Source organism: Nonomuraea sp. NPDC050478 (assembly GCF_044458265.1).
GTDB classification, from domain to species: Bacteria; Actinomycetota; Actinomycetes; order Streptosporangiales; family Streptosporangiaceae; genus Nonomuraea; species Nonomuraea ferruginea.
In genome coordinates, this window is sequence record NZ_JBITHT010000003.1 from 1,316,039 (window position 1) to 1,332,222 (window position 16,184).

The following is a 16,184-nucleotide window of genomic DNA, read 5'->3' on the forward strand; positions in this document are numbered from 1 at the left end:
CACTAGGGTACCGGATGATCCGTGCCCCTGGCGAACCGGACGATTCATCGGATCGCCCGCCAAGCGGTCACTCGGCGGACTTGGCTCGGCGGGAACGTCGCCGCCCCCTGCCGGAAGACTGGCCGCCGTGGTCGTCCTCATGCGGGACATCGTCAAGCGCACCGGTCACCGTATCACGGTTCCCCGTGTCCTTGGCCGCGGAGACCTTGTCGCCCATCTTGTCGGAGACCGCCTTCTCGACCGCCATCTTGCCCTGCGTGCCGCGCGGCTCCGGCTTGCTCTCGACCGGCTCCGTGGAGACGATCAGGCCCCGCCCGTTGCAGCAGTCGCACGGCGTCGAGAACGCCTCCAGCAGGCCCTGACCGACCCGCTTACGGGTCATCTGGACCAGCCCCAGCGAGGTCACCTCGGCCACCTGGTGCTTGGTCCGGTCGCGGGCCAGGCACTCCAGCATGCGCCGCAGCACCAGGTCGCGGTTGGACTCCAGCACCATGTCGATGAAGTCGATCACGATGATGCCGCCGATGTCGCGCAGCCGGAGCTGGCGCACGATCTCCTCGGCCGCCTCCAGGTTGTTGCGGGTGACGGTCTCCTCGAGGTTGCCGCCCTGGCCGGTGAACTTGCCGGTGTTGACGTCGACGACGGTCATCGCCTCGGTCCGGTCGATCACCAGCGAGCCGCCGCTCGGCAGCCACACCTTGCGCTCCATCGCCTTGGCGAGCTGCTCGTCGATCCGGTACGACTCGAACACGTCGCCCTGGCCGCCGTCCCACTTCGTCAGCCGCTCGGCCAGGTGCGGCGCGACGTACTTGACGTACTCGTCGACCGTCTCCCAGGCGTCCTCGCCCTGCACGACCAGCGAGCTGAAGTCCTCGTTGAAGACGTCGCGCACCACCCGGATGGTCAGGTCGGGCTCGGCCGAGAGCAGCTCGGGCGGGCTGGCCGACTTGGCCTTCTTGCGGATGTTCTCCCACTGCGCCGACAGGCGGGCGACGTCGCGGGCCAGCTCCTCCTCCGAGGCGCCCTCGGCGGCCGTACGGACGATCACGCCGGCGTTCTCCGGCATGACCTTCTTCAGGATGCTCTTGAGCCGGGTGCGCTCCTTGTCGGGGAGCTTGCGGCTGATGCCGGTCATCGACCCGTCGGGCACGTACACCAGGTAGCGGCCGGGCAGGCTGATCTGCGAGGTCAGCCGGGCGCCCTTGTGGCCGATCGGGTCCTTGGTGACCTGCACCAGCACCGACTGGCCGGACTTCAGCGCGGACTCGATCCGCTTGGGCTGCCCCTCCAGGCCGGCGGTGTCGAAGTTGACCTCGCCCGCGTACAGGACGGCGTTGCGCCCCTTGCCGACGTCGACGAACGCGGCCTCCATCGACGGCAGCACGTTCTGCACCTTGCCGAGGTAGACGTTGCCGACGTAGGACTGGCTGGCCTCGCGGTTGACGTAGTGCTCGACGAGGATGCCGTCCTCCAGCACCGCGATCTGCGTGCGGTCGCCCTGGCGGCGCACCACCATCATCCGGTCGACGGACTCGCGGCGGGCCAGGAACTCCGACTCGGTGATGATCGGCGGACGCCGGCGGCCCAGCTCGCGGCCCTCGCGCCGGCGCTGCTTCTTGGCTTCCAGGCGGGTCGAGCCGCGCACGCTCTGCACGCCGTCGGCGGAGGTGTCGTGGGCGGCCGCCCGGCCGGAGCGCGGGGCGCGGATGCGCACCACCGTGTTCGGCGGGTCGTCGGGCGTCGTGTCGGCCGTGTCGTCGTCAGCGCCGCGGCGGCGACGGCGACGGCGGCGGCGCGAGCTGGAGCCGGACTCGTCCTGGGACTCCTCGGACGCCTCCTCCTGGCCCTCCTCGTCGGAGTCGTCGGAGTCGTCGCCCTCGTCGTTCTCGTCACGCTCGCGTGACTTGCCGCGCCCGCGCCCGCCGCGCCTGCGGCGACGGCGCCGGCCACCGGTCTCCTCCTGGTCGTCGGAGGTGTCGGCGTCGCCGTCGGTGTCGATGTCGGTGTCGTCCTCGGCGGTGACCTCGGCGCTCTCGTCGTGCGCCTCCACCTCAGGCTCGGGCTCCGGCTCCACCGGCCGTACCGGCTGCGCCTGTGTGGGGTCGGGCGCCTGGAACAGCGGCGCGAAGATGGCCGCCGGGCGCCGGAAGGCGGAGCCACCGGCCTCGTCCCGCCTGCGGGCGGCCAGCCCGAACGGGTCGGCCAGCAGGTTGACCTTGATGTCGTCCTCATCAAGGTCCTCCCCGGCGGGCTCGTCGTCGAGCGGCTCGTCCTCGGGCAGGATCTCGAGAATCTCCTCCTGCTCATCGGCGGACCCGTCACGCTCTGCCGCGGCCTCCCCGGCCCCCGCGGCCACCTGCGCGGCCACACCCGGCTCGACGCGCGACTCAGCGGACTCGACCCCGGCACCACCCGCCCGGGCAGCGTCGTCACGGACCTCACCCGTACGAGCAGCGCCCGCACGGTCGGCACCGGTACGAGCAGCGCCCGCCGCAGCGGCACCCGTACGGTCAGCTCCCGCCGTAGCGGCACCCGCGCGGTCGGCACCCGCCGTAGCAGTGCCCGCGCGGTCAGCGCCCGTCGCAGCGGGCTCTCCCGCCTCGATCTCCGACTCGGCCTTCTTACGGGATCGGCGCCGCTTCGCGGGCGCTTCCGGCTCGGCGGCCTCGCCCGGCGCACCGGCGCCGGAGACCGCGGCCCCGCTCAGCTCAGCCACGCCAGGGGTCTCGGTGCCGGAGGCCGCGACCGCCTCGCCACGGGCCGCCTCAGCGCCGTTGGCAGGCACCTGGGCGTCGGGGGCGCCGACGGCCGCGTCCGGGGTCTCGGGGACGCCGGACGCACCGGTCTCCGCCTCGTCGGCGGTCTTCTTGCGGCGCCGGGTCGTCGTGGCCGTCGACCGGGTCCGCGTGGTGCGCTTGGGCTTGGCCTCCTCGACGGCGGCGGCCGCCGCCTCCTCGGCCGGGCTCACCGGAGCCGGCGCGGCGACGACCTCGCCGGGCTCTCCGGCCGCGCGTTGCGCCGCCACACTGGGCAGCGGCCGCCCTTCGGTCACCGACGGCGCGGCCTGGGCGGCCGGGACGGTGACCGGGGCGGAGGGCTTCTCCTCAGGGATCTCCGGCGGGGGCCCCGCCGGCCTCTTGGCCGCGCCGCGGCGCCTGGTCACCTGGGACTGTTCTGTTGTCTCCCCGTCAGGGCCATTGGCCCCGGCGTTGGGCTCGTTCTCGTCGAGCATGCGGGCGCTCTCCCGTCAGCCCCCGGGCGCGTCGCCGCGCCGCGCAGGAGCATCGTGTCTCGTTGTCCGCCACACCCGGAGGCGTGGCGCCAAGTCCTGTCTGCCGGTCACACCCCATGGGGCGCTCCCCTTAACCGGCGACGTGCTCACCCGCCGGTCCCGCCTCGCCGCCGCGCGTCGTATCGCGGTCCAGGTCGAGCGGGTCGGCAAGTGCACCGGTGCCGGCGTCGAGTGGCCCCTGCGCCAGCCTGGTCACCTCGGGGGGGACCGGCGGCGCGAAGTCGGCCACAAGGCGCAGCCCTGTGAGCACATCGTCGGGTCGAACGGCAGGAGTCATGTGCCGAACAACCATGCGCAGTATGACACACGACTGTCCGGGCACCTGAGCTGCTGTTCTCCCTGTTCCCTCCGGCACCGTGAGCCTCAGCACGGCCTCGCGCGCGTCGAAGCGCCGCGGCCCCTTCTTGGTGAGGCGCTCGACCTCCACGTGGCCGGCCGCGAGGAACTTCTGCACCGCCTCTTCGGCGTGCTCGCGGTCGGCGCCGGGCAGCCGCACTTCCCACTCGGAGACTTCCAGGCGGTCGGCCAGCGCGCCGGGGCCGACCTCGACGACGTCGAGCACGTCAAGGCCCGGCGGCAGCGATCCGTCGAGGTCGGTCTTGACCTGCCGGGGATCGCACGGCGTGGTGACGCCGATCTCGAGGTATTCGGCTTCGCTGGCAACGCCGGTCGGCGCTGCTCCCGCGTAGGAGATCTTCGGATGTGGCGAGAAGCCCGCACTGTAGGCCACCGGAATACCGGCACGACGGACCGCACGCTCGACGGCCCGCGAGATGTCGCGGTGGCTGGTGAAGCGCAGGCGTCCGCGCTTGGCGTAGCGCACACGCAGGCGCTGCACCGTGGGCGCGGGCGGTGGCCCGTCGGGAACAGGTTTCAGTGCCTTGTCGTCCTTCCCTTGTAAGAGTTTCTTCTCTCAGGATAAGCCGCCCGGGCACCCGCGTGTACAGGATCATGTACGGCGAGACACCGGCCGCGCACCCGGCGCGTCGTCAGACGACCGTGAGCGGAAGGAGTTTGCGGCCCGTCGGACCGATCTGAATCTCGGTGCCCATGGTGGGGCAGACGCCGCAGTCGTAGCACGGGGTCCAGCGGCAGTCTTCGACCTCGCCGCCCGAGACGGCGTCCTGCCAGTCCTGCCAGAGCCACTCGCGGTCGAGCCCGGCGTCGAGGTGGTCCCAGGGCAGGACCTCGTTCTCCTCGCGCTCGCGCGTGGTGTACCAGTCGACGTCGACGCCGGCCCGCTCGGCGGCGGCCATCCATCGTTCGTAGGAGAAGTGCTCGCTCCAGCCGTCGAAGCGGCCGCCGTCTTCCCAGACCGCGCGGATGACGGCGCCGACCCGGCGGTCGCCGCGCGACAGCAGGCCCTCCACGATGGACGGCTTGCCGTCGTGGTAGCGGTAGCCGATGGCCCGGCCGTACTCCTTGTCGCGGCGCAGCGAATCGCGCAGCGCCTTGAGCCGCCGGTCGACGGTCTCGTGGTCGGCCTGGCCCGCCCACTGGAACGGGGTGTGCGGCTTGGGCACGAAGCCGCCGATGGAGACGGTGCAGCGGATGTCGCGCGACCCGGTGGCCTCGCGGCCCGCCTTGATGACCTTCTTGGCCAGGTCGGCGATGCCGAGCACGTCCTCGTCGGTCTCGGTGGGCAGCCCGCACATGAAGTAGAGCTTCACCTGCCGCCAGCCCTGGGAGTAGGCGGCGGTGACGGTGCGGATGAGGTCTTCCTCGGTGACCATCTTGTTGATCACCTTGCGCATGCGCTCGGAGCCGCCCTCGGGGGCGAAGGTGAGGCCGGAGCGCCGCCCGTTGCGGGAGAACTCGTTGGCCAGGTCGATGTTGAACGCGTCGACCCGGGTCGAGGGCAGCGACAGCGAGGTGTTGGTGCCTTCGTAGCGGTCGGCCAGGCCCTTGGCCAGGTCGCCGATCTCGCTGTGGTCGGCGGACGACAGCGACAGCAGCCCGACCTCGTTGAAGCCGGACTCCTCGATGCCCTGCTTCACCATGGCGCCGACCGTGGTGATCGACCGCTCCCGCACCGGACGGGTGATCATGCCGGCCTGGCAGAACCGGCAGCCGCGGGTGCAGCCGCGGAAGATCTCCACGCTGAAGCGTTCGTGCACGGTCTCGGCCAGCGGCACCAGCGGCTTCTTCGGGTAGGGCCACTCGTCGAGGTCCATGACGGTGTGCTTGTGGACCCGCCACGGCACGTCGGGACGGTTGGGCGCGACCCGCTTGATGCGGCCGTCGGGGTGGTAGTCGACGTCGTAGAACTTGGGCACGTAGACGCCGCCGGACTCGGCCAGCCGCATGAGCAGCTCGTCGCGCCCGCCGGGCCTGCCCTCGTCCTTCCACTCGCGGATGACCTCGGTGATGGCGATCGCGATCTGCTCGCCGTCGCCGAGCACGGCCGCGTCGAGGAAGTCGGCGATCGGCTCGGGGTTGAAGGCTGCGTGGCCGCCCGCGAGCACGATCGGGTCGTCGTCGCCGCGCTCGGCGGCCACGAGCGGGATCCCGGCCAGGTCGAGCGCGGTCAGCATGTTGGTGTAGCCGAGCTCGGTCGAGAAGGAGACGCCGAACACGTCGAACGCGCGCACCGGCCGGTGGGCGTCGACCGTGAACTGCGGCACGCCCTCGGCCCGCATGAGCGCCTCGAGATCCGGCCAGACCGCGTAGGTGCGCTCGGCCAGGGTCGCGGGCAGCTCGTTGAGGATCTCGTACAGGATGGCCACGCCCTGGTTGGGCAGCCCCACCTCGTAGGCGTCGGGGTACATCAGCGCCCAGCGCACGTCGGCGGAGTCCCACTCCTTGACCGTCGAGTTGAGCTCACCCCCGACGTACTGGATCGGCTTCTGCACCTTGGGCAGCAGCGGTTCCAGGCGAGGGAAAATCGACTCCGCAGTCATACGACCCAGGGTAGCGGCGCCTGGCCGTTCAGCCGAACGCACGCTGCCTCACGTGGATGGCCTGCAGCAACCCGACCCCGATGAGGTTGGCGAAGGTCGAGGTGCCGCCGTAGGAGACGAACGGCAGCGGCAGCCCGGTGATGGGCATGATGCCGATGGTCATGCCGACGTTCACGAACATCTGGAAGGTGAACCAGCACACGATCGTGCCCGCCATCAGCGTGCCGAACCGGTCCTTGCAGTGCCGCGCGATCCACAGCCCGCGCAGCAGCACCAGGCCGAGCAGCGCCACCAGCGTGACCGAGCCGAGGAAGCCGAACTCCTCGCCCGCCACGGTGAAGATGAAGTCGGTGTGCTGCTCCGGCACGAACCTGCCGGTGGTCTGGCCGCCCCCGAGCAGCCCCTTGCCGAACAGCTGCCCGGAGCCGATCGCGATCAGCGACTGGGTGCTGTTGTAGCCGACGCCCCGCGGGTCGACGCTCGGATCGACGAACGCGGTGAACCGGGCCACCTGGTAGGGCTCCAGCACGTCGAAGAAGAAGACGCAGAAGATCCCGGCGGCGCCGATGAGCGTGAACAGGGCGATCAGCCGCTTGCGCACCCCAGAGATGATCATGGCGGAGGCCGTGACGGCGGCCAGCACGAGCGCGGTGCCGAGGTCGGGCTGGAGCATCACCAGCACCAGCGTGATCCCGGCGGCCACCAGCGCCAGCAGCACGTCCAGGCCGCGCGGCCGGTCGGTGCCCTCGACCGGCTGGGCCAGCAGCATGGACGTGATCAGCACCAGGCCGACCTTGGCGAACTCCGACGGCTGCACCGCGAATCCGCCGCCGAGCAGGATCCACGAGTGGGACCCGTTGATGGTCGCGCCCAGAGGAGTCAGCACGAGCCCCAGCCCGACGAGCGAGACCAGGTAGACCACCGGCGCGTACGCCCGCACCGCCCGGTAGTCGGTCATCGCGACCGCGAGGCACAGCGCCACCCCGATCACCTGGTTCAACAGGTGCTTCCACAGCAGCCCTGTGGAGCCGGGCGCCCACGTCCGCGTGGACGACCAGACGAGCAGGGAGCCGAGGACCAGCAGCGCGGCCACGGCGACCAGCATCACCACGTCCAGCCGCCACACCGCCGACTCCGGCCCGAACACCCTGCGGGTGAACGGCCGCCGCCCCGCCGCCAGCGCACCACCGGTCATCCTGGCACCACCGTCCCGTCGGGCCGGAACGTCGGCAGCTCCGACACCGGCTTGCCATCCCGCACCGCGGCCGGCCGTTTGATGCCGAAGATGCCCTCGTAGATCTCACGGGCGGCGGGAGCGGCGGTCTCCGCGCCGAACCCTCCCTGGGAGACCATGACGACCACGACGAACCGCGGGTTACGGGTCGGCGCGAACGAGGCGAACCAGGAGGTGTCCTGCTTGCCCCACACCTCCGCCGTGCCCGTCTTGCCGCCGATCGTCACCTGGTCCATGGGGAAACCGGCGAAGGCCCCGGCCGCGGTGCCGTCGGAGGGGACCTGGCTGAGCGCGTTCTTGATGTAGCGCCGTTCCTTCTCCGTCACCGGGAGCCTGCCGACGACAGGCACGGGAATGGTCTTGACCACCTTCCCGTCCGGCCGCACCATCGCCCAGCCGATCCGCGGGCTGCGCACCTTGCCGTCGGTGGCGAGCGCCGCGTACGCGCGAGCCAGCTGCAGCGGCGTCACCAGCACGTCCCCCTGACCGATGCTGAAGTTGGCCGAGTCGCCCGGCCGCAGGATGAACCCCTCGGCGCAGTTCTCGTGCGCCAGCCGCTTGAGGAACGCCGCCCGGGCGCCGTCCTTGACCTCGGGATAGCCGGTCTGCGCCCGCTTGCAGTTCTCGCCGCTGGTCAGCGCCCAGCTCTCCTTCTTCCAGCGGCGGTCGGGGATGCGCCCGTGCGACTCGCCCGGCAGGTCGACACCGGTGGGCGCGCCGAACCCGAACTTCCTGGCGGTGTTGGCGAACACCTCGGCGACGTGCTTCTTCGGCGTCCGCCCGCCGTCCTTCAGGTACTGGTCGTACGCGGCCTTGTAGAAGATCGTGTCGCACGACTTCACCAGCGCCGTGTGGAGGGTGAGCGTGCCGAGCGGGATGCCGCGGAAGCCGTTGAAGGCACGGTCGCCGATCATGACGGAGCCGGGGCAGCTGTACTGGCCGTCGAGCGGGTATCCGGCCCGCAGCATCGAGGCCACGGACGACACCTTGAACGTCGAGCCGGGCGCGAACTGGCCGTTGATCGCCCGCGACGTCAGCGGCTTGCCGGACTTCTCCGACAGCAGGTGGCGGTAGGTGCGCGCGGAGATGCCGCCCGCCCACACGGACGGGTTGTAACCGGGCGCGCTGGACATCGCGAGCACCCGCGAGGTGCGCGCGTCGAGCACCACCGCCGCGCCCCCGTCGGCGGCCGGCGCGGACTTCATCGCCTTCTGCAGCGCCCGCTCGGTGACCGCCTGGATGCGCGCGTCGATGCTGGTCACCAGGTGATGACCGGCGACGGACGGCACCTCCTTCTCCACCCCGAGCGGCTTGCCCATCCGGTCGACCTGCACCCTGCGGATGCCGGCCTTGCCGCGCAGCTCCTCGTCGTAGAAGTACTCCAGGCCGTCGCGCCCGGCCAGGTCGACGCCCGAGAAGGTGGCCTTCAGCCCGACCCGCTTCTCCAGCTCGGCCTCGGTCACCGGGGACAGGTAGCCGAACATCTGCGCCCCGGCCTCACCCAGGGGATACTCCCTGATGGCCTGGATCTCCGCCGACACCGCGGGGAACTTCTCCTGCTGCTCCAGGATCTGCAGCGCCTCGCGGGTGTCGACCTTCTCGTCGAGCGGCACGGGTTGGTACGGGGAGCCGGTCCAGCACGGCTTGGGCACGTCGGGACCGCAGGGCGTGATCCGCCTCTGCAGCTGCGAGACGGGCCGGCTGAGCACCTCCGAAAGCTTGCCCAGCACCTTGACCCCGCTGTCGCGCATCCGCACCAGCCTGTTGCGGTCGACCGAGACGACCAGCCGGGACTTGTTGCGCACCAGCGGGCGGCCCGAGGAGTCGAGGATCTGTCCGCGCACCGCGGGCACGATGACGGTCCTGGTGCGGGTCTCGGTCGCCCGGTTGACGAACTCGGGGCCGCGTACGACCTGCACCTGCCAGAGCCGCACGGCGAGCGCCGCGAGCAGCACCAGCACGAGCACCTGCACCACGAGCAGCCGGGTCCGCATGCGGTTCACAGCAGGTGCCTCTCCCGCGCGCCACGCGAAGCCAGCCAGACCACCACGGGGGCGACGATGAGCGTGCAGGCCACGGTCACCGGGACCTGCTGGGTGAGCGTCGAGACCGTGACCCGCGGGTCGGACAGCAGCCCGCTTACGGCCGCGGCCAGCAGCGGTGCGAGCAGCACGCACAGCACGACGGTGACGACCTTGTTGCCCACGCCCCGCCCGGCCAGATAGCCCACCAGCGCGAACACGAACGCGTACAGCCCCGCCACGTGCGCCGTCGGCGGCGCGAGATCGACGAGCAGCCCCGCCCCGAACCCGAGCACCGCCCCGGCGGCGGGCCCGCGCGCCAGGGCGGCCCCCACGACCGCCAGCAGCACCAGGTCGGGCGCTCCCCCGGCCGGCAGGCGCAGCCGGTTCACCAGGACGAACTGCACCAGCAGCGCCACCACCACGGCCACGACAGCCGTCATCGCGTCCCCTCCCTCCGCGGCAGCACCGCGTCTCTCGGGTCGCGCGCGGGCGGCTGCACCACCACGCCGACCACATCCAGCGCGGTCATGTCCGCGTACGGGCGCGCGTACGCGGTCCTCGTCAGCTCGCCCGACGCCGGCTCCACCCGCTCGACCACCCCGATCGGCACCCCGGGCACGTACGGCGCGCCCCGGTGCGAGCCGAAGCTGACCAGGCGCGAGCCCCGCAGCACGGGCGCCGTCGCGTCGAGAAGCTGGAAGCGCAGCAGCCGGCCGTGCTCTCCCACGCCGTGCACCACGCCGATCTCCCTGCCCTGCTCCAGGCGGGCGCCGGCCGCCGAGGCGGGATCGCTCAGCAGCACCACGCTCGACGTGCGCGGGCTCGCGTGCACGACCCGGCCGACCAGCCCGTCACCGTTGATCACGGTCATGTCGGCGCGGACGCCGTCGTCGGTGCCGGCGTCGAGTTCGACCGCCTCCTCGAACCCCGGCTGGCCGCGCCTGGCGATCACGTTGGCCGGCACCACCTTGTAGCCGCCGAGCGAGGCCAGCCCGAGCATCCGTTTCAGCTCCGCGGACCGCATGGTGTCGACCTTGCCCGCGGCCAGGTCGGCACGGAGCCGCGCGTTCTCGCGGCGGAGCCTGGCGATGCTCTCCTGGGCGGCGGGAGCCCCGGCGAGGGCCTCGACGAATCCGGTGACCGGCCCGAACACCGTCGCCCCCGCCTGCTCGGCCGTGCCGAACACCCACGAGCCGGCCGCGCGCAGCGGCTCCAGCGGCGAGCTCTCCCCCGTCCTGTGGTCGACGGTCAGGATGACCAGCGCCGCCGCCAGAAGAGTTCCCAGGATCAGCCGTGCCTGGCGCGAGTCCCTCATCAGCGCCGCGACTCCGGAACCAGGACCTGCTGCAGCGCCTCGAAGTCCTCCACGCACCGGCCGGTGCCCAGCGCGACCGAGTCGAGGGCGTTCTCCACCAGGTGTACGGGCATGCCCGTTTCCTGCCTGAGCCGTTCGTCCAGTCCCTTGAGCAGCGCGCCGCCGCCGGTCAGGGCCAGCCCCCGGTCCATCAGGTCGCCGGACAGCTCCGGCGGGCACAGGTCGAGAGTCGACCTGACCGCGTCGGCGATGGCGTTGACCGGCTCCTCGATGGCCTTGCGGATCTCCTCGGCCGACACGATGATCGTCTTCGGCATGCCGCTGACCAGGTCACGGCCGCGCACCTCGGCGTGCGCCTCCTCGCCGTCGGCCCAGGCCGAGCCGATCGTCATCTTGATCTCCTCGGCGGTGCGCTCGCCGAGCATGAGCGAGAACTCCTTCTTGACGTACGTGATCACCGCCTGGTCCAGCTCGTCGCCGCCGACTCTGATGGACTTGCTGGTGACCACGCCGCCCATGGAGATGATCGCCACCTCGGTGGTGCCGCCGCCGATGTCGACGACCATGTTGCCGGTGGGCTCGTGCACCGGCAGCCCGGCCCCGATCGCCGCCGCCATCGGCTCCTCGACGATGTAGACCTTGCGCGCCCCGGCCTGGTAGCCCGCCTCCTTGACGGCCCGCTGCTCGACGCCGGTGATGCCGCTGGGCACCGCGATGATGATGCGCGGTTTGGAGAGATGGCGGCGTTTATGCGCGCGTTGGAGGAAATATCGCAACATCCGCTCGGTGACCTCGAAGTCCGCGATCACCCCGTCCTTGAGCGGGCGGACCGCCACGATGTTGCCGGGCGTACGGCCGATCATGCGTTTGGCCTCGATGCCCACGGCGACGATCTTCTCCGTGGCGGTGTTGATGGCGACGACCGACGGCTCGCTGAGCACGATGCCGCGGCCGCGCACGTACACCAGCGTGTTGGCGGTGCCGAGGTCGACCGCCATGTCACGGCCGAGAAAGGCGAGCTTGCTACCCATGGGGAACGGAGCCTTCCCGTGACGTTCGCAAAGGACTAAGGACTCACGACCGAATCCAATGCCGCTATGACTACGGACTGAATTCGAATCGTAACGTGACGTACCCACCTGCCCGCACACTGAGCCCGTGCGCCCCACAAAAATCTCAAGTCCCTGCGCGCACCGCGATTTTGCCCGGATTGCGCGCTACCACCCGCGTCCTCGGGTAGGCCCCGTAAACGACGAATGCCCGCGAGGCTTCAGAGCCTGCGGGCACTCGGGCGAGCCGTGGACCTCAGAACCGGTCGGGGAAGAAGATCTTGATCTCCCGCGCGGCCGACTCGGGCGAGTCGGAGCCGTGGACGACGTTCTCGCCGATCTCCAGGGCGTGGTCGCCGCGGATCGTGCCGGGAGGCGACTTCACCGGGTCGGTGAGCCCCGCCAGCGAACGGAACGCCTCGACGGCGCGGTGACCCTCGGCCACCAGCGCCACCAGCGGCCCGGAGGTGATGAACTCGACGAGCTCGCCGAAGAACGGCCTCTCGGAGTGCTCGGCGTAGTGGGCCTTGGCGGTCTCGACGTCGAGGGTGCGCAGGTCCATCGCCACGACCTTGAGGCCCTTGCGCTCCATGCGGGCGATCACGTCACCGATCAGGCCGCGCTTCACCCCATCGGGCTTGATCAGGACAAGAGTGCGCTCGGACACTTCGGGTTCTCCTTCGAACTGGGTCGCGGATGCGGGCTACGAGCACGGCCTGGCCCGGGATGCTCCGCCGCACAGGCCATCGCGAAGCTGCGGCACAGCTTACCGCCCCACGCCGGTCACCTCGTTTCCCGGCGGCTCAGGCCCCGCCCTCGGGCGACTGCGCGGGCGGCGGCACCGGCGGCATCTCGCCACCCCCGCCCGCCTGCCCGTCCTCCGCCGGCGTCGTACGGATCGTCGCGCCGGTCCCGCCGTCCGCCGCCGGCGCCCGGCGCGACATGACGGACACCAGGACGATCACGGCCACGGCCAGGAACCCCCCGACCAGCGCCCAGAGATGCAGGACACCGACGTAGCTGTCGACGAACTCCTGCCTCGAACTCTGGTCGAGCAGCGTCTTCTGCATCCCGGTGCCCAGAAGGTAGCCGGCCAGCACGCCGGGGAAGCAGAGCGCCAGGCCGAACATGGCCGCCCCCGATCCCACGTCGGCGAGCGCCGCCGTCAGCGCCACGGACGCGCCGACCGCGAGCAGGGTGAACGGCACGACCAGCACCAGCCCTTCCGCCGAGGGCACCAGCACGCGCACCGAGCACAGCCCGGCGACCATGGCGAGCAGGCCGAGCTGCGTGAGCCACTGGCTGGACGCGGCCGACACGCGCACCGCGACCGCCGCCACCACCCCCAGAACGCCCGCGACGCAGAACGGGACCCACAGCCCTTTCAGCCCCGGCCCGCCCATGCCGCCCATCTCCACATACGTCACCTGGGCGACGCTGGGCAGCAGCACGACGCCGACCGCCACCATGGTGTACGCGAGCGTACGGCTCTCCCGGGCGCCGATGGAGGCCAGGGCGAGCAGTCCCACCATGGCGAGCGCCGCCAGTGTGATCATCAGCCCGCTGTGCCAGTCCTGGCTCGCGGCGCCGATGGCCACGGCCGCCACCCCGGCGGCGGGCACGATCGCGAGCAGGACGCGGCTGCGATCCTCGGGCCGCGGGCCCGGCGTGGACGGCCGCCCGCGCAGCGACCAGAGCATGAGATACACGGCGGCGAGCGCCAGCGCGATGCCGCTGAGCAGCGGATAGGGCTGCAGCGTGATCCGCCACTCCGTCGCTCCGGCGAGCGGCCAGAGCGCGAGCGCCTGGGCACCCAGCAGGCTGAGCGCCAGCGTGCCGGCCCACAGGCCGCGCAGCCACCGCGGCCGGTCCCACACGGCGACCAGCGTGGCGGGCACGAGCAGCCCGGCGCCGACACCGTGGGCGACCCGCAGCACGCCGACCACGAAGGCCGAGTCCGCGTAGCCGCCGGCCGCGTCGGCGACGGCCAGCAGCGCCAGCCCCGCGACGAGCAGGTGGGCGGCCTTGACCCGGCGCAACGCCATGGCCGCGAGCGGCACGGCCAGCATCATCGCCGGCAGGGCGAGCCCGTGGGCGCGCATGAGCCCGACCCGGTCGATGCCGGCGGGCAGCAGCTCGGCGACGACGGACACGGTATTGGGGATGGCGACGATCGCCAGCGGCAGCGCGGCCACGATGAGCAGACCGAGCACGGCGTCGAGCACAGGCGCCGGACCTGCGTGCGGCTCGGCCTCTGGGGACCGATGAATCGGGGGGACGGCCATGACGCCCGACTTTAGCGGGAAGTCACGCCCTCGACACGGCGAGCGACGATAATCGCGGTGACCCAGAGCGCGGCGAAGATCGTCCCGAGGAAGAACATCGCCGGCACGAGGAACCCCATGGCGATCGCCAGCACCTGCGCCACGCTGCCGAGAACGTAACCGATGGGCCGCTTGAGCAGCCCGGTGGCGATGACGCAGAACACGGCCAGGCCGATGCCGGTGGTCACCGCCAGCGCGGGCGTGATCCCGCCGATGGTGATCATCACCGGCGTGGTGAGGCCGACCACGATCGCCTCCATGCCGAGCACGCTCGCGCCCAGCCGCCGCATGCCAGGAGTCACCTGGAAGCCGAGCAAGCCCATCACGCACCCTCCGCCTTCAGCAGGACCCGCGCGTCACCCACCGTGACCACCGACCCGGTGATCAGCACGCCGGTGCCGGCGAACTCGCCATCCGCGTCGGCGATGCCGATGGCCTGGTCGATGGCGTCGTCGAGACGCTCGGTGACGTGCACGCGCTCCTCGCCGAAGACGGACTCCGCCAGCGCCCCGAGCTCTGCGGCCGGCATCGAGCGCGGCGACGAGTTACGGGTGACGACGACCTCGGCGACCATCGGCTCCAGCAGCTCCAGCAGCCCTTCGACGTCCTTGTCGGCCATGACCGCCACGACGCCGACGACCTTGGGGAAGTCGAACGCCTCGTGCATCGCGTCGAGCGTCGCCTGCATGCCGCCCGGGTTGTGCGCGGCGTCCAGCACCACCGTGGGGTTGCGCCGTACCACCTCCAGCCTTCCCGGCGAGGACGCCTGCGCGAACGCCGCACGCACCAGCTCGACGTCGAGCGGGTCGTCGCCGCCGGTCAGCGCCTCGACCGCGGCCAGCGCGCAGGCGGCGTTGCTCGCCTGGTAGGCGCCGTAGAGCGGCAGGTAGACGTCGTCGTACACGCCCTTGAGCCCGCGGAAGGTGATCAGCTGCCCGCCGATGGCGACCTCACGGCCGAGCACCCCGAACTCCAGGCCCTCGCGCGCCACCACCGCACCCACGTCGGCGGCCCGCCGCATCAGCACCTCGGCCGCGGCAAGCTCCTGCTGCGCGAACACTGCGGTGGCGCCAGGCTTGATGATGCCGGCCTTCTCCTGGGAGATGCTCGGGATGTCGGGGCCGAGCCTGTCGGTGTGGTCGAGCGAGATCGGCGTCACGACCGCAACGGTGCCGTCGGCGACGTTCGTCGCGTCCCAGGAGCCGCCCATGCCCGCCTCGACCACGGCCACGTCGACCGGCGTGTCGGCGAACGCCGCGAACGCCATGGCGGTCAGCAGCTCGAAGAACTGGATGCGCCGCCCGCCCTGCGCGTCGGTCAGCTCTACGAAGGGCTCGATCTCCTCATAGACCTGGGCGAAGCGCTCCTCGCTGAGCGGCTCGCCGTCGACGGTGATCCGCTCGCGCATCGACGACAGGTGCGGGCTCGTGAAACGGCCCACCCGGAGGTTGCGCTCCCGCAGCAGGCTCTCGATCAACCTCGCCGTGCTGGTCTTGCCGTTCGTGCCGGCGATGTGTATGACCTGGTAGGCCCGCTGAGGCGAGCCGAGCAGGTCCAGAAGGGCCGCGATCCTGTCGAGCGTCGGCTCGAAATCCCACTCGACGCCCCGCTCCAAGATCGCGCGTTCAACCGCACGAAAGTCCACCCCTCAACCCTACTGACCACCGCGACCCCTTTACTCACAACCCCCCGACGGTGGATCGGACCGAAACGCTCGATGTCGCCTTATTCCCCCTCCTTGACAGGCTGTCATCGACAAACGCAAAGGGCCTCGGCAAGCATGCCGAGGCCCCAGAAAACAAGAAAAGCCCCGAAACCATAGCCTCAGGGCTCACCACAAGAAAAGCCCCGAAGCCGCAGCCTCGAAGCCCTTGATGAAACAGAGAAGACTCCGAAGCCGTAGCCTCGGGGCCCTCACGAAACAAGGAAAGGCCCCGACACTAGTGTCGGGGCCTTTCCCATATGAAAATTGTCCGGCGGTGACCTACTCTCCCACACCCTCCCGAGTGCAGTACCATCGGCGCAGAGAAGCTTAACTTCCGGGTT

12 protein-coding genes are annotated in these 16,184 nt (G+C 71.2%); all 12 read right to left on the bottom strand.

The features are described from left to right. Positions 1 to 67: 67 nt before the first annotated feature. Entirely contained in the window at positions 68 to 3,232 is a 3,165-nt protein-coding gene (locus ACIBF7_RS20180) for an Rne/Rng family ribonuclease (RefSeq protein ID WP_397197795.1), read from the bottom strand. Positions 3,233 to 3,362: 130 nt separating this feature from the next. After that, a complete protein-coding gene (locus ACIBF7_RS20185; RefSeq protein WP_397197796.1) occupies positions 3,363 to 4,115 on the bottom strand; it encodes a TIGR03936 family radical SAM-associated protein in 753 nt (250 codons plus the stop codon). 166 nt (positions 4,116 to 4,281) lie between these two features. Next, positions 4,282 to 6,192 (bottom strand): TIGR03960 family B12-binding radical SAM protein, encoded by a 1,911-nt coding sequence (locus tag ACIBF7_RS20190; protein WP_148029975.1) that lies wholly within the window; start codon positions 6,190 to 6,192, stop codon positions 4,282 to 4,284. 28 nt (positions 6,193 to 6,220) lie between these two features. After that, positions 6,221 to 7,387 (bottom strand): rod shape-determining protein RodA, encoded by a 1,167-nt coding sequence (rodA, locus tag ACIBF7_RS20195; protein ID WP_219548655.1) that lies wholly within the window; start codon positions 7,385 to 7,387, stop codon positions 6,221 to 6,223. Beyond that, the gene (mrdA, locus tag ACIBF7_RS20200; RefSeq protein WP_271279043.1) at positions 7,384 to 9,420 is read right to left on the bottom strand and encodes a penicillin-binding protein 2; all 2,037 of its coding nucleotides are present in this window, start codon (positions 9,418 to 9,420) and stop codon (positions 7,384 to 7,386) included. The genes rodA and mrdA overlap by 4 nt, the downstream gene beginning before the upstream one ends. A 5-nt stretch (positions 9,421 to 9,425) precedes the next feature. Further along, positions 9,426 to 9,890 carry a rod shape-determining protein MreD gene (mreD, locus tag ACIBF7_RS20205; RefSeq protein WP_271279039.1) on the bottom strand — a complete coding sequence of 155 codons (465 nt, stop codon included), beginning with the start codon at positions 9,888 to 9,890 and terminating at the stop codon, positions 9,426 to 9,428. Continuing rightward, positions 9,887 to 10,765, bottom strand: coding sequence for a rod shape-determining protein MreC (gene mreC / locus ACIBF7_RS20210; protein WP_148029971.1), 879 nt, complete (start codon positions 10,763 to 10,765; stop codon positions 9,887 to 9,889). The genes mreD and mreC overlap by 4 nt, the downstream gene beginning before the upstream one ends. Next, a complete protein-coding gene (locus ACIBF7_RS20215; protein WP_219552595.1) occupies positions 10,765 to 11,796 on the bottom strand; it encodes a rod shape-determining protein in 1,032 nt (343 codons plus the stop codon). Before ACIBF7_RS20215 ends, mreC begins: the two co-directional genes overlap by 1 nt. 274 nt (positions 11,797 to 12,070) lie before the next feature. Then, the gene (ndk, locus tag ACIBF7_RS20220) at positions 12,071 to 12,481 is read right to left on the bottom strand and encodes a nucleoside-diphosphate kinase (RefSeq protein WP_148029969.1); all 411 of its coding nucleotides are present in this window, start codon (positions 12,479 to 12,481) and stop codon (positions 12,071 to 12,073) included. A 136-nt stretch (positions 12,482 to 12,617) separates the two neighbouring features. Then, positions 12,618 to 14,027 (bottom strand): hypothetical protein, encoded by a 1,410-nt coding sequence (locus tag ACIBF7_RS20225; RefSeq protein ID WP_397197797.1) that lies wholly within the window; start codon positions 14,025 to 14,027, stop codon positions 12,618 to 12,620. 83 nt (positions 14,028 to 14,110) lie between these two features. Continuing rightward, positions 14,111 to 14,461, bottom strand: coding sequence for a DUF4233 domain-containing protein (locus tag ACIBF7_RS20230; protein WP_397197811.1), 351 nt, complete (start codon positions 14,459 to 14,461; stop codon positions 14,111 to 14,113). Continuing rightward, a complete protein-coding gene (locus ACIBF7_RS20235; RefSeq protein WP_271279042.1) occupies positions 14,461 to 15,783 on the bottom strand; it encodes a folylpolyglutamate synthase/dihydrofolate synthase family protein in 1,323 nt (440 codons plus the stop codon). The genes ACIBF7_RS20230 and ACIBF7_RS20235 overlap by 1 nt, the downstream gene beginning before the upstream one ends. Positions 15,784 to 16,184 lie beyond the last annotated feature (401 nt).

What these genes read in the sequence shown, in the direction of transcription:
- ACIBF7_RS20180 (WP_397197795.1), bottom strand. Translation starts at nt 3,232, where the DNA reads ATGCTCGACGAGAACGAGCCCAACGCCGGGGCCAATGGCCCTGACGGG.
- ACIBF7_RS20190 (WP_148029975.1), bottom strand. Translation starts at nt 6,192, where the DNA reads ATGACTGCGGAGTCGATTTTCCCTCGCCTGGAACCGCTGCTGCCCAAG.
- rodA (WP_219548655.1), bottom strand. Translation starts at nt 7,387, where the DNA reads ATGACCGGTGGTGCGCTGGCGGCGGGGCGGCGGCCGTTCACCCGCAGG.
- mrdA (WP_271279043.1), bottom strand. Translation starts at nt 9,420, where the DNA reads ATGCGGACCCGGCTGCTCGTGGTGCAGGTGCTCGTGCTGGTGCTGCTC.
- mreD (WP_271279039.1), bottom strand. Translation starts at nt 9,890, where the DNA reads ATGACGGCTGTCGTGGCCGTGGTGGTGGCGCTGCTGGTGCAGTTCGTC.
- mreC (WP_148029971.1), bottom strand. Translation starts at nt 10,765, where the DNA reads ATGAGGGACTCGCGCCAGGCACGGCTGATCCTGGGAACTCTTCTGGCG.
- ACIBF7_RS20215 (WP_219552595.1), bottom strand. Translation starts at nt 11,796, where the DNA reads ATGGGTAGCAAGCTCGCCTTTCTCGGCCGTGACATGGCGGTCGACCTC.
- ACIBF7_RS20230 (WP_397197811.1), bottom strand. Translation starts at nt 14,461, where the DNA reads ATGGGCTTGCTCGGCTTCCAGGTGACTCCTGGCATGCGGCGGCTGGGC.